The sequence below is a fragment of the Sphingobium sp. SYK-6 genome (assembly GCF_000283515.1).
Taxonomy (GTDB): domain Bacteria; phylum Pseudomonadota; class Alphaproteobacteria; order Sphingomonadales; family Sphingomonadaceae; genus Sphingobium; species Sphingobium lignivorans.
In genome coordinates this window covers 3,746,625-3,760,150 of sequence record NC_015976.1, presented here as the reverse complement: position 1 = coordinate 3,760,150, position 13,526 = coordinate 3,746,625, and the positions used below count along the sequence as shown (strand labels likewise).

The window sequence follows — 13,526 nt, the reverse complement described above, 5'->3', positions numbered from 1 at the left end:
TTCCGATCGCTCAGACGCGCCCGCCGCTGGCCACGGCCTTGTCGATCGCGCTCTGATTGGCGCCGCTGAAGGCTTCGCGGTTTTCGTAGACCCAGTCGAAGGAGCGCTCGCGGCGCGCGTTGGTGCGGTTGAAGCGGGGCATCACATAGCGCATCAGCAGCTCGTAGGATCGCTTGGTCGCCTCGAAGTCCATCCAGTTCGTGCCGGTCAGCAGCAGGCAGCCGAAGCCCCCGGTGCGATCCCACAACTCCTCGAGATAGGCCACGGCATCGTCGGGCGTGCCGACCAGCCCGCCGCGTGCGGCAAGGATCTTTTCGGGATCGTGGCCGCCCTTGGCGCGCGTATCGGCATAGGTCTTGGGATTGAGCGCTTCGAGATAGGAGAGCCAGGGTTCCAGCCCGAAGGACATGGCCTTGACCGCATCGGCACGCGATTCCGCGAGGTGAAAGGAGACGACCACGCGCAGATTCTCGCGATCGAGGCGGTTGCCATATTCGGTGCCGGCTTCCTCGGCCACGGCCCAGCTCGCCTGCACGTCGCCCGCGCCATGGGTGAGGATGCCCATGCCATAGCGGCCGGCAAGGCGCGAACCTGTCGGCGTGCGGGAAGTTGCGACCACCAGCTGCGGCCGGGGGTGGCTGTACGGCGCGAGTTGCAGGTTCGCGTTGCGCAGCGTGAACCAGTCGCTCTCATGGGTGACGATCTCGCCGTCGAGCAGCCGGGTGATGATGTCCACGCCCTCGACCAGCCGGCTCCGCTGCTGCTCGGGCGCGATGCCGAGCATGGCTGCGTCGGAAACGAGCATGCCGGGGCCGAACCCGAACATGGCTCGTCCGCGCGTCTGATAGTCGAGCTGCACGATCCGGTCCGCGACCATGTAGGGATTATGATAGGGCACGGAGATCACCCCGGCGCCGAGCATGATCCGCGAGGTCCGCTCGGCGGCGGTGGCGATGAACAGTTCGGGCGAGCCATAGATCTGCATGCCGCCGGAATGATGTTCGCCCATCCAGACTTCCGAATAGCCCAGATGTTCGAGCCACTGCACCAGCTCGAAGTCCCGCTGCATGCACAACGTGACATCCTCGTCATTCCCGTGATGGGGGGGCAGGAAAACACCCGTCCTGACGCGACGATCCTCGACCAAGCAACTTCTCCCTCATGATCCGTCTTTGCGGCGGCGCGCAAGGACACCTGTTGTTCCAATATGCCGATCGACCAGACCTGGCAAGAAATTTATAATCGACTATAAAAATGTGAAGACGTGTGAGCCGACGGAAGATTTGCTGGTATGGGAGGAGGGGAGGCCTTTGATGTCCATGCTATCTGACTAGCTTGTCCTCACACGAGGCGGTGGCCACCCCCAGTCTGTTCAAATAAATTATCCGATATGTTGAATTAATCCATAGGAATCGCGCCGGGTCAGCTCGCCCGGCTTTCGATGGCCCAGCAGCCATCGATGAGCGGGTGGGCCACGCCCGGCGTGAAGCCGCTTTCCCGCAGGAGCGTATGGAACTCCGCCAATGTCCGCTCTCTTCCGCTGATCGGCATCATGACCAGATCGGTTCGCATGACCGACTCGTCCTGCGGCGTGATCCGGTCCGCCACGATCCGTTCGACGATGATCGCGCTGGCGCCCGGCGCCAGTGCCGCGCGGCAGTTCGCAAGGATATGGCGGCAGTCCGCATCGGGCCAGTCATGCAGGATATATTTGATCACCAGGCAGTCGCCGCCGGCAGGCACGCTTTCGAAGAAGCTGCCGCCGACGAATGCCGCCCTCGCGCCCACGCCGGCCTCGTCCAGATAGCGCAGTGCTCCCTCGCCGATTGCCGCGAGATCATAGATCTGTCCATGCAAGTCGGGATTGGCCCGCAGGATCTCGGCAAGCACGGCGCCATAGCCGCCGCCCAAGTCGATGACCTGGCGATAGCCGGAGAAATCCAGCGTGCGGACGAGCGCCTGCGCAATGGCACGCGATTGTTCCGCCATGGCCCGGTTGAAGGCATCGGATGCCGCAGGATCGGCATGCATGCCCCCAAAATCGCCATTGCCGCGGCCGGGCTCGCCCGTGCGCAACGTCTCCCCGATGGTTTCCAGCGAGCTCCAGATCCTGTCGCCCCAGAGCAGTGCCATGCCGCGCAACGAATCCGGCCGGTCCCCCCGCAGCCGCTCGCCCGATGTCGAAGCCGTGAAGACGTCGCCGCCCTGATGATGGCAGAGGCCAAGGGCCGCGAGTGCCCGCAGGATGCGCAACGTGGTTTCGGGATGGAGGTCGAGTTCGCCTGCCATCTCTCCGGCCGTGCGCGGCTGTGCATCGAGCCTGTCGATCAGCCCGGCGCGAATCCCTTCGCAGATCAGCCGCGTGCGCCACGCGCCGGTGATCGCGTCGACGAGCTGCCTGGTTTCCGCTTCGCTTCCCATATCCTCTCCCTTCCGCTCTGTAATTTATATTGATATATAAATAAGGGATGGTCAATCGAGCTGAGCGGCGAAACGGATCGACAGGAGCCCGGATCGCGCGGGGACATTCCGGTTCAAAGCGCTCGTCCTGTCGCCAGAAGGTGAGACAGGGGAATCGGGGGCTCGGACGTTTCTCTCCTGCCGAGAAGCGGAGCCGGCGCTGGGCCGGCCGATTCGCGGCGCGGTGGCGAGGCCGCTACCAGGAGGCGGAAGGGTAGAGACGGTCGGTGCGAGCATTCAGCGATGGTCCGGCCATGCCGTTCCAACAGAGTGCTGCGCTCTGGAAGTTTACAAAGATGACGATACGTCGGTGTCATCTTCCGCTTCCGTGACCTTTGCGGCTGTGCCCGTGAGGCGGATGCCAGAGCCTGTCCCGGTGGCCCGTGCGGCCTGACCGGATGGTAAAAGTCCTTCAACAAGAATGAGCCGTGCATTGCCCTGTCTTCGTCGATGGGAAGAGGCGTCCGCAGGGCTGCCACGGCGGAGGGGCTGTAGGACAGGGAAAAGCGAGGCCCAGAGGCAGAGCGTGCATAGTCGCCCGAACCGGCCGGTCCCCTCCGATGCCATCGGCCCCCCGCAGGCGGGAGCAAGGCTGTCGGGCCGGGATCGATGGTGTTCGAACGACAAAACTCAGGAAATCCGGGCCAGTCCGTTCCCTCGCATTGGTCCATGCCCCCGGGGTAGGCGGGCAAATCTGCGCGGTTCGCCTGGACGGCATCCCGTTCGGACGATGAAGGCGTGGGAGCCACCCGAGCAAGGCTCCGATCGATCCCGGTTACGCATCCGCGCCGCAGGGGACGAAGACCGCCGTCCCTTCCTTCAATATTCAATGATAGTAGAATATCTTGCGATGGCAAATCTGCCTCGCTATGCACGATGTCGGCAGGTCGAAGCTCCGCTGGTCACGGCCAAGGTGATCAAGAAGGAGTGCCCAGGAGAGAGGAGACGCGGCGTGAGTCAGGCATTTTTCGCGAGGCGCCCACGGCTTGGAGCGCGATGTGCGTCCATCCTGGCGATCCTGCTCGCCGCCAGCGGCGCGGCGGCGTCCCCGGCGGCGCAGGACCGCGACCCGCTGCGCATTTCCGGCATGTTGCAAACCATCGAACTGGCGCCCGTGCATGTCGCGGCCGACCGCGTCTATCCGGGGGGCGTCGCGGTGCGGAATGGCGGCATCCCCATCCTCTTCCTCCCGCCGGAAGAAAAGCCTTCGCATGTCGCGACCCATGCCGAGACGCAGGCCCTGCGCAATTCGCTCAGCCACCCGGACTTGCGGATCATCCTCACGGTCGCGCGCGGGCATTACCGGATCGTCGCTCGCCGTTCCTCGGGCATCGAGACGCTGGCGGATCTGCGCGGGAAGCGCATTGCCACCATGGGGCCGACCTCGGCCGGCTTCTATCTGCATAATGTGCTTGCCTCCGCCGGATTGTCCGAGGCGGACGTGCACCTCGTCGACGTCCCGCGCCCGCAGGAGATTTCCCGCTCCATCATCGCGAAGGAAGCGGATGCGCTGGTCATCTGGGAACCGGAAATGCAGCGCGCGGTGGATGCGCTGGGCGATGACGCGATCCTGTTCCAGCCGGACGTGGGCTATGACGAATTGTTCAATCTCAACACGACTGCGGGCAATCTGGCCGATCCGCACCGCCGGGAGCAGATCGTGCGCTTCGTCGCGGCACTGATGCGCACGTCGCGCGAGGCGAAGGCGGACCCGACGCTCGCGATCCAGATGGTGGCTGACAAGACGGGCTATCCCGTCGACCTGATCCGCAAGGCCTGGCCGCACCACAGTTTTCCCGCCGTGCTCGCGCCGGATCTGCTGGACGTGCTCGTGCGGGAGGAAGCGTGGCTCGCCCGGCAGGCAGGTCGGCCGGCGCGCGATCGGGACGTGCTCGCGAAACTCATCGATCCCAGCGTCGCCCGCGATGCGCGCGCGTTGCTGGAGCGTGAACCGGGCTGACGGAGCCCAACTCGGCGGACCCGTCAGGACCCTGCGCAATCCGGTACATTACCGAGCGCGCCGCACGCGCCAGCCGCTAGAATGGGCCGGGCAAGAGCGGACAGGAGACGGACATGGCCCAGAAAATGCGCGCGGCGATCTTCATCGAACCCGGCCGGATCATCCTTGGCGAGAAGCCTGTCCCGGATGTGGGGCCGCTGGATGCGCTCATCCGGATCACCACCACCACCATTTGCGGAACGGACGTCCACATATTGAAGGGCGAGTATCCGGTGGCGAGTGGGCTCACCATCGGCCACGAGCCCGTCGGCGTGATCGAGAAGCTGGGATCGGCGGTGACCGGCTATGTAGAGGGACAGCGCGTGATCGCAGGCGCCATCACGCCCTCGGGCTGGTCCAATGCCTCGCTCGATGGATGCCATGCCCAGTGCGGCGCCGGCACGCGCCATGGCTGGAAGGCCATGGGGGGCTGGCGCTTCGGCAACACGATCGACGGGGCGCAGGCGGAATATCTGCTGGTGCCCGATGCCATGGCAAATCTCGCGCCGATCCCCGACGGGCTGACGGACGAGCAGGTGCTGATGTGTCCCGACATTCTCTCGACCGGCTTCAGCGGCGCCGAGTCGGGCAAGATCCGGATCGGCGACACGGTGGCCGTGTTCGCGCAGGGGCCGATCGGGCTCTGCGCCACGGCGGGTGCCCGGCTGATGGGCGCAGCCGAGATCATCGCGGTGGAATCGGTCCCGGCCCGTGCGGCGATTTCGCGGAAGATGGGCGCGGATCATGTGGTCGATTTCACGAAGGAGGACCCGGTCTCCGCGATTCTCAGGATCACCGGCGGCCGGGGCGTCGACGTGGCGATCGAGGCGCTCGGCACGCAGGCGACGTTCGAAGCGGCGCTGCGGGTACTGCGTCCCGGCGGCACCCTCTCATCGCTCGGCGTCTATTCGACCGATCTGACCATCCCGCTGGATGCCTTTTCGGCGGGCCTGGGCGACAACCGGATCGTCACGACATTATGCCCCGGCGGCAAGGAGCGCATGCGCCGGCTGATGGCCACGGTGGAGTCCGGCCGGGTCGATACCGGCGCACTGGTCACGCATCATTTCGGGCTGGATGATATCGAGACCGCTTATGATCTCTTCGCGCACCAGCGTGACGGCGTGCTGAAGGTCGCGATCCGTCCCTGAGCAAAGCCGGCGAGAGCAGGCTGGCCGGGCGGGCGCTGCTGTGGCCGCCGACCCGTCAGTCGCAGGAATCCTCGCAGGAGGGCATATAGGCGCCCGAGGTGGGGTTCAGGCAGATCAGGTGATCATGGACTTCGGTGACGCCGGGGGTTTCCCGCGCGATGGCGCTGATCGCACGGTGCGCCTGCAGGGTCGGTACGATCCCGAGAAGCTGGACGCTTCCCTTGCAGACGCAGGCCTTGGTCAGGGCGCCGGCAATGCCTTTCTCCCTGATCGCAGCGGCGATCTCCTCGGCAATGGCCTGATCCCCCTCGCTGCACCACTGGCGCGAGGCCGACAGAATTTCCGCCAACGCGGCATGATAGCGGTCGAGCGCCAGGTTGCCGGAAATATTGGCGCGCAGGGCGGCCTCGATGGCGCGCGCGATGTCCGGATCGAGACAGACTTGATTGGGCTGCGTCATGGGTCACCTCCCCTGCGAGTCCTGTGGCCTGCTATCGGCCATGATGATCATGGGCTGGTGCGCGGCAAGCGTCCTTGACCTCGATCAACCGTCAGGCCCTGCAGGGCCGGGTCATCGCAGATAGGCTTCCGTCGCGTAGCGCCGCATCATGCGCTGGCTGTTGAAATAGGCCGCAAGCTTGCTGATCGACTGCTTCATCATCCAGATCCACCGTTCCCGGTTGTCGTGGAAGAGCGGCAGGACGGTCCCTTCGAGCTTCCGGAACAGCTCGTCCGCGTGGCGTTCGCCATCCGGGTCGGCCCTGGAGCCGATCCCCCATCCGGTCACGCCTTCGATGCACCCCTCCGCCCACCATCCGTCCAGCACGCTGAGGTTGAGCACGCCGTTCACGGCGGCCTTCATGCCGCTGGTCCCGGATGCTTCCATGGGCGGCAGCGGCGTGTTGAGCCAGATGTCGGCGCCCGCCACCAGCAGCTTGGCGATGTCGATGTCGTAATTGGGCAGGAAGGCCATGGTGATCTGGCCTTTCATTCGCGCGATATGGTCGTGAATGTCGGCGATCAGGCGCTTGCCTTCCTCGTCCTGCGGATGGGCCTTGCCCGCCATCACGATCTGGAAGGGGCGGTTGCGGTGAATGGCGAGCAGGCGCTCCATGTCGCTGAAGATGAGATCCGGCCGCTTGTAGCCGGTCATGCGGCGCGCGAAGCCGATCGTCGGCAGCCGGGGGTCAAGCGACACGCCGGTGCGCTCCAGTGTCAGCGTCACCAGGTCCGCCCGCGCGCCTTCATGCGCTTGCCAGACGGCCTCGTCGGGAAGCTGGTCCGCCAGCGCCAGCACTTCCGGTTCATGGGACCAGTGCGGCATCAGCGACGCGAACAGGGCGGCGAGGCGCGGATGGGCCCAGGTGCCGACATGCACGCCGTTGGTGATCGCGCGCACCCGGTAGCCCGGAAACATCCGGGCTGTCGTCGCGGCGTGGCTTCGGGCAACGCCGTTCACATAGCCGCTCAGGGCCAGGGCCAGCCGCGTCATGTTGCACGATTCCTCCCCGGCGAGGCGCTTGAGTTCATCCACGTCGATGAAGCCGTCGAGCGTGCGGCCGACCAGCTCGTAGGGGAAGCGGTCATGCCCCGATTCGACGGGGGTATGGGTCGTGAAGATGCAGCGCTCGATGACCTGCTCGGCGTCGTGGCGCGTCTGCGAATTGTCGGTGCGGTCGCTCCGCCAGGGGTAGCGGCGCAGCAGCTCGATAGTGAGAAGGGCCGAGTGCCCTTCATTCATATGGTAGCTTTGTATGTCGAAGCCGAGCGCCTGCAGGATGCGGACGCCGCCGATCCCGAGCACCGCTTCCTGCCGCAATCGATAATCCTGCCCACCGCCATAAAGCGTCGCCGTGATCGGGCGATCCGCGGGGTCGTTCTGCTCGAGGTCGGTATCCAGCAGGATGACGGGGACCTGCGTACCAAGCGGCGATTCCTGGATGTAGAGCCATGGGCGTATCCAGACCTGCCGGCCCTCCAGCCGGATGGCGATCATGGCATCGAGCGGCACGGTCCATTGCGCCGGGTCCCACGGATCGGGAAAGTCGATCTGACGGCCATCGGCATCGATCTCCTGGCGCAGATAGCCGGCCCGGCTGGCCAGCGAGACGAAGACGACCGGGATCTGGAGATCGGCGCAGGAGCGTGCGGTGTCGCCGGCCAGCACACCCAGGCCCCCGCTATAAGTGTGCATTTCGGCCCGCAGCGCGATTTCCATGGTGAAATAGGCGATGTGCGTGCTGGCGAGGAATGAATCGAGAGGATGTGTCATCGGGCGCTCCGTCCGGCGGGAGGCTGCCCCGGTTCCGCGCGCCGGTCCTTGCCCTTGATCAAAGCGGGCGACGCGCGGCGATATGCCGGGCCAACGTCCCTTCAGGCTCGGTCTGTTCCTGCTGGCAGACTGATGTTCCTGTTGTCAGACCTGCGAGATTCGGCTAGCAAAAGCGGGGGCTGGCCGGGGAGCAGATCGGCGATGTGGGGACGTCTGATGCTGCATTGGGGGCAGCATAAGCTCAAGCGCGCCAATGTGCTTTGCGAGGGCCGCATTGACTTGCGGGGCAAGCCGGTCGACGTCCGCAACGAGGGGTCGATCACGCTGGGCGAAGGCGTGCGGATCTTCGGAACGCTCGATGCCGTGGGCCTCATCGCCGCGAAGGGCGGCGCCATCAAGGTCGGCAAGCGCGTCCTGCTCAACACCGGTCTGCGCATCTATGCGGAGAGCGCCGTCACCATCGGCGACCATTGCCTCATCGGCAACAACAGCGTGCTGTGCGACGCCAATTTCCATGCCGTGCATGAGGGCAGCGCGGCATCGGTCCGGCCGATCACGCTGGGTCGCAACGTCTGGCTCGCGCGCAGCGTAGTGGTGCTGCCGGGCGTGAGCATCGGGGACCATGCCGTGATCGCGGCGGGATCGGTTGTTGACCGGGATGTCCCGCCCAAACAACTCTGGCGGGGCAATCCTGCCACTTATGTCAAGGACGTGCGGGCAAGCGACAGCTTCGTGAGGCGTTGACGGCGCGGCCGGCTGGCTTCACGGCAGGCGCATCTTCGTCGATAAGGCCCGGCATGAATCATATCGAGATCATCGAACGGCAGCGTGCGGCGCTGCATGAGGCCGTACGGCCCTTCCTCCGGCAGGGGGACTCCTATGCGCTGCTCGACTTTCCCGATTACGCCAATGTGGGTGACAGCGCGATCTGGCTCGGCGCATCCAGCCTGCTGAGATCGCTGGCGGGCCGGGATGCGTCCTATGCCGCCAGTCATAAGGATTTCTCGCTGGACGCGCTGGTCCGCCACTGCCCGCAAGGGCCGGTGTTCATCATCGGCGGCGGCAATTTCGGCGACATCTACCCGGCCCATCAGCAATTGCGCTGGACACTGCTTCGGCATCTGCCGGATCGGGTGATCGTCCAGCTTCCGCAGTCCATCCATTTCGATGGGGAGGAAGGCGCCCGGGAGACGGCGGCGGCGATTGCCGCTCATGGCCAGTTCCATCTCATGGTTCGCGATCGCGCCAGCGCGGCTTTCGCGCAATCGCATTTCGATTGTCCCGTGATCCTGGCGCCGGATTGCGCGTTCGCACTCGGGCCGCTGCCCCGCCCGGTGACGCCGGATCGTCCGCTCGTCCTGCTGCTGCGCAGCGATGGCGAGAAATCGGGGGAGGAATATGCGCCGTTCGACAGCCTCGGCACGGCGCCCGTCGATTGGGCGCGGTTGCCGCCGATGCCGGCGGATGTGTGGCGGCAGGCGAAGTGGAAGGCACTGCGCAGCGGGCGCTGGTCCCGCATGGCGCGCCACATCGAGGTGCTGAATGCCCAGGCCCGCTGGCGCCTGGATCGCGGGCTTGCCTTGCTGGCGGCGGGCGAGACCGTCATCACGGATCGCCTGCATGGCCATATTCTGAGCATCCTGCTGGGCATTCCGCATGTCGCGCTGGATAATCGCACGCGCAAGGTGAGCGCTTATCATGCGCTCTGGCTCGAAGGGCTGGACAATGCCTGCGTCGCTGGTGATGCCATGACGGCGGTCGCGGCGCTCTCGCGGCTGGGGAAGGAATGAGATGCGCACTTTCTGGAGACGGGCCGCCCAGACGATCCTGATGTGCGCCGGCGCCATCCTGTTCCTGTCCGGCGCGATTGCCCTGATGCGGCAGTTTCCGGGCTGGGAGCCGGGCATCGGCGGGATGGCCGCCGCGCTGTCCCTCGGCTGGACAGCGATCGTGCTGCGCCTCGTCCCGCTCGACTGAGGTCGTGGAGATGGGGGTGGCGGCCGCGTCCCCGCCAGTCTTCCGCTTTGTAACATTTTGCGACAATTTGCCGCTGGACGAATGCCCCGTCCGTTCCGCATGGATAGGGCCATGAAGCGCATGTCCTCGTTGCTGGCGGCCGTCATCCTGCTGCCTTCCTGCAGTGCCGGCCCCGCGTCCCCTCCGCGCAGCGCGAGTGCATTGGGGGTCCCGGATGGCTGGTCGGTCACGGCGGCGTCCGGCGTGGAAGATCTTACGGCTTGGTGGCGCCGCTTCGATGATCCGGTGCTGACTGGCCTCGTCGAGCAGGCCGCGGCTTCGAACCTCGATATCGCCCAGGCGGTCGCCCGGCTTCGTCAGGCGCGCGAGGCGCTGGTGGTGAGCGGCGCGTCCCTGCTGCCGAGCGTCAACGGCTCGGCGGGGTTCAGCCGCACCGAGCCGGTGCGCGGTGGTGGCTCGACGATCACGCTGCCGGACGGCTCGGTGACCACCATCGACGGCGGCGGCCGGAGCAATTTCTCGCTCGGGCTGGATGCCAGCTATCAGGTGGACCTGTTCGGGGGGCTGCGCAGCGCGGTCGCGGCGAGCCGCGCGCAATATGAGGGCGCCGGCTTCGATTATGCAGCCGTGATCCTTTCCGTGGAGAGCGAAGTCGCGCGCAATTATGTGCTTGCCCGGGCGTTGCAGGCGCAGATCGCGAACGCGCAGGCCAATCTCGCCATTCAGGACGACAATCTGGAGATCGCCGGCTTCCGGGTGCAGGCGGGCCTGGTCTCCTCGGTGGACGCCGAGCAGGCGCGCGCGAGCCGGGCGCAGACGGCTGCCACGCTGCCCGCGCTGGAGCAGCAATATAATGCCGCCGTGTCCCGCCTCGGCGTGCTGACCGGGCAGGCGCCGGGCGCGGTGAAACCGGTGCTGGAGCAGCCCACGCCTATTCCCGACGGGCCGGACGACGTGGCGATGGGCATTCCCGCCGATGTGCTGCGCCAGCGGCCGGACGTGCGCTCCGCCGAGAGCGCGCTTCTTGCGGCCAGTGCGCAGATCGGCGTGGCGCGCGCGCAATTGCTGCCCTCGCTCAGCATCGGCGGCAATCTTGCGTCCAATGCGAGCAATGCGGGCAGCATCCTGGATACCATCACTGGTGGCCTCTTCGCCAGCATCGGGCAGGCGCTGTTCAGCGGTGGCCGGCTGCAGGCGCAATATCGCGCCAGCCGGGCGGCGGCGGACGGGGCCTTCGCGGCGTACCGGTCGGCCGTGCTGTCCGCGCTGGAGGATGTCGAGAACGCGTTTGTGGCGCTGCGTGCCGCCCGGGAGCGGGAAGGGCAGTTCGCCACCGCGCTCGATGCCGCCAGCGCATCGGCGCTGCTGGCGCGCGACCAGTATCGCAGCGGCCTCACCGATTTCACGACGCTCAATGCGCAGGAAGCCGCGCTCGTCTCCGCGCGCAACGGCCTCGTGCAGGCGCAGGCGGACAAGGCGTCCGCGCTCATCGCTCTTTATGCGGCGCTTGGCGGCGGGTGGGATTCATCCGCCGCGCCCGTTGCGCCGGTTCCATCCAGATGACCGGGAACAGGATCAATGGCTGACCAAGACCTCGATGCCTTTCTGGGCGTGAAGCCGCAACCGGCGTGGCGCCGTCATCTGAAATGGGTCCTCCTCGCGCTGGGCTTGCTCTTGCTACTGTGGATCGCGCTGCGCTTTTTCGGCGGGTCCGACGCGCCGCGCTATGTCACCACGCCGGTCGAGCGCGGGCACCTCGTCACCACCGTCTCCGCGACCGGCAAGCTCGCGCCGACCAATCAGGTGACGGTCGGTTCGCAATTGTCGGGCCTCGTCGTGCGCGTGCTGGTGGACGTCAATGATCGGGTGGCCGAGGGCCAGCCGCTCGCCGAGATCGACCCCGAGCAGATCGAGGACCAGATCCGGCAAGGCCGCGCCCAGCTCGCCGCGAACCAGGCGCAGGTCGGGCAGGCGGAAGCGACGCTGGCGGAAGCCAAGGCGCAACTTGCCAGGCTGGAGGAAGTCGCCCGGCTCTCGGGTGGCCGCGTGCCATCGGGCACGGAGCTGCAGGCCGGTCGCGCCAATATGCAGCGCGCGCAGGCGGCGCTCAAGGTGGCGCAGGCCAATGTGCTGGCCAGCCAGGCGTCATTGTCGCAGAGCCAAACCCAGCGCGCCCGGGCGATCATCCGCTCGCCCGTCTCGGGCGTCGTGCTGGCGCGTCAGGTCGATCCCGGCCAGACCGTGGCGGCGTCGTTCAACACGCCCACCCTGTTCGTCATCGCCGAGGATCTTTCCAAGATGAAGCTGGAAGTCGCCATCGACGAGGCGGATGTCGGCGCCGTGAAGGAAGGGCAGAGCGCCACCTTCACCGTGGATGCCTTCCCCGGCAGGACGTTCCCGGCGACGATCACGCGCGTCGACATCGGCTCCAATCTCTCGGCTTCCACGGCGAGCGCTTCCTCGACGACCGCGTCGACCGCAGCCACGAGCAGCCAGGTGGTCTCTTACGCCGCGGATCTCTCCGTCGCCAATGCCGAGCTGGAGCTGCGCCCCGGCATGACCGCCACGGCGGACATCGTGACGTCGGACAAACAGAATGTCCTGCTCGTTCCCAATGCCGCGCTTCGCTTCACCCCGTCCGTTCCGGTGGCCGGGCAGAGCAGCGGCATCACCGGCGCGCTTTCGATCGGTCCGCGCCGCCGCAACAACACGGAACGATCCGTCACGCTCGAGCGCGGCGCGGTACAGACGGTCTATGTGAAGGGCGAGGACGGGCAGCCGCGCGCCGTGCAGATCACCACCGGCGACACGGACGGCACACGCACGGAAGTGCTCTCGGGCGATCTCAAGCCCGGCATGGAGGTGATCGTCAGCCAGCTGAGCGGCGCGGCGGCAGCGGCGGGCGGGGCATCGCGGCGGGGAGGCGGCGGTGGCTGATCCGCTCGCCCGCCCCGGGATGTCAGCCGAGCCGTTCATTTCGCTGCGTGGCATCACCAAGGTGTACGGCGCCGGGCCGACCGCCTTCCAGGCCCTGAAGGGCGTGGATCTGGACGTGGCCCAGGGCGATTTCGTCGCGGTCATGGGGCCGTCCGGTTCGGGCAAGTCCACGGCGATGAACATCATCGGCTGTCTCGACGTGCCGACCAGTGGCGCCTTCATCTTCAGGGGCATCCATGTCGAGACGCTTACTCAGGACCAGCGGGCCCTGCTTCGGCGGCGCTATCTGGGCTTCGTGTTCCAGGGCTTCAATCTGCTCTCGCGCACCTCGGCGCTGGAGAATGTCGAGCTGCCCTTGCTCTATCGCGGCGACCCGAAGACGCAGCGGCGCGATGCCGCCATGGCCGCGCTGGACAAGGTAGGGCTGCGCGAATGGTGGGACCATACGCCCGCCGAGCTGTCCGGCGGCCAGCAGCAGCGGGTCGCGATCGCGCGTGCCATCGTTACCAATCCCGACGTGCTGCTGGCCGACGAGCCGACCGGCAATCTGGACAGCGCGCGTTCGGTAGAGATCATGGAGCTGCTCGCCAGCCTCAATCGCGATGCCGGCATCACCGTGCTCATGGTGACGCACGAGCCGGACATGGCCGAGTTCGCGCGCACGATCGTCCATTTCAAGGACGGGCTGGTCGATCGCGTCGAGACGAATGGCGTCACGGGAGCGCACTGA

General features: G+C 66.5%; 12 protein-coding genes. 8 read left to right on the top strand and 4 right to left on the bottom strand.

All coding sequences use genetic code 11. The annotated features are described in order from the left end of the window. Positions 1–10: 10 nt before the first annotated feature. Positions 11–1,147 carry an LLM class flavin-dependent oxidoreductase gene (locus SLG_RS17230; RefSeq protein ID WP_014077792.1) on the bottom strand — a complete coding sequence of 379 codons (1,137 nt, stop codon included), beginning with the start codon at positions 1,145–1,147 and terminating at the stop codon, positions 11–13. 275 nt (positions 1,148–1,422) lie between these two features. Continuing rightward, positions 1,423–2,421 (bottom strand): methyltransferase, encoded by a 999-nt coding sequence (locus SLG_RS17225; protein WP_014077791.1) that lies wholly within the window; start codon positions 2,419–2,421, stop codon positions 1,423–1,425. Positions 2,422–3,412: 991 nt separating this feature from the next. Between SLG_RS17225 and SLG_RS17220 the strand changes: the two genes are divergently transcribed. Together SLG_RS17220 and SLG_RS17215 are read left to right on the top strand one after the other, a co-directional pair. After that, the gene (locus SLG_RS17220; RefSeq protein WP_014077790.1) at positions 3,413–4,420 is read left to right on the top strand and encodes an ABC transporter substrate-binding protein; all 1,008 of its coding nucleotides are present in this window, start codon (positions 3,413–3,415) and stop codon (positions 4,418–4,420) included. Between the two features lie 113 nt (positions 4,421–4,533). Next, positions 4,534–5,610: an NAD(P)-dependent alcohol dehydrogenase gene (locus SLG_RS17215; protein WP_014077789.1), complete on the top strand. Its 1,077-nt coding sequence runs from the start codon at positions 4,534–4,536 to the stop codon at positions 5,608–5,610. Positions 5,611–5,665: 55 nt separating this feature from the next. Here SLG_RS17215 and SLG_RS17210 read toward each other — a convergent pair whose 3' ends face one another. Together SLG_RS17210 and glgP are read right to left on the bottom strand one after the other, a co-directional pair. After that, on the bottom strand, positions 5,666–6,070 hold the full coding sequence (locus tag SLG_RS17210; protein ID WP_014077788.1) for a BON domain-containing protein: 405 nt from the start codon (positions 6,068–6,070) through the stop codon (positions 5,666–5,668). 111 nt (positions 6,071–6,181) lie between these two features. After that, positions 6,182–7,882 (bottom strand): alpha-glucan family phosphorylase, encoded by a 1,701-nt coding sequence (gene glgP / locus SLG_RS17205; RefSeq protein ID WP_014077787.1) that lies wholly within the window; start codon positions 7,880–7,882, stop codon positions 6,182–6,184. Positions 7,883–8,083: 201 nt separating this feature from the next. On the opposite strand from glgP, the gene SLG_RS22380 reads away from it, so the two are divergent. The 6 genes from SLG_RS22380 to SLG_RS17175 all read left to right on the top strand — a co-directional run bounded on the left by SLG_RS22380 (position 8,084) and on the right by SLG_RS17175 (position 13,526). Next, positions 8,084–8,626, top strand: a complete 543-nt coding sequence (locus SLG_RS22380; protein ID WP_014077786.1) for an acyltransferase — start codon at positions 8,084–8,086, stop codon at positions 8,624–8,626. Positions 8,627–8,679: 53 nt separating this feature from the next. Further along, positions 8,680–9,672, top strand: coding sequence for a polysaccharide pyruvyl transferase family protein (locus SLG_RS17195; protein ID WP_014077785.1), 993 nt, complete (start codon positions 8,680–8,682; stop codon positions 9,670–9,672). Position 9,673: 1 nt separating this feature from the next. Then, on the top strand, positions 9,674–9,859 hold the full coding sequence (locus tag SLG_RS17190) for a hypothetical protein (protein ID WP_014077784.1): 186 nt from the start codon (positions 9,674–9,676) through the stop codon (positions 9,857–9,859). Between the two features lie 111 nt (positions 9,860–9,970). Then, the gene (locus tag SLG_RS17185) at positions 9,971–11,422 is read left to right on the top strand and encodes an efflux transporter outer membrane subunit (protein WP_041392168.1); all 1,452 of its coding nucleotides are present in this window, start codon (positions 9,971–9,973) and stop codon (positions 11,420–11,422) included. Positions 11,423–11,437: 15 nt separating this feature from the next. Next, complete coding sequence (locus SLG_RS17180) at positions 11,438–12,796, top strand: efflux RND transporter periplasmic adaptor subunit (protein ID WP_014077782.1); 1,359 nt, start codon at positions 11,438–11,440, stop codon at positions 12,794–12,796. A 19-nt stretch (positions 12,797–12,815) separates the two neighbouring features. After that, positions 12,816–13,526: an ABC transporter ATP-binding protein gene (locus SLG_RS17175; protein ID WP_014077781.1), complete on the top strand. Its 711-nt coding sequence runs from the start codon at positions 12,816–12,818 to the stop codon at positions 13,524–13,526.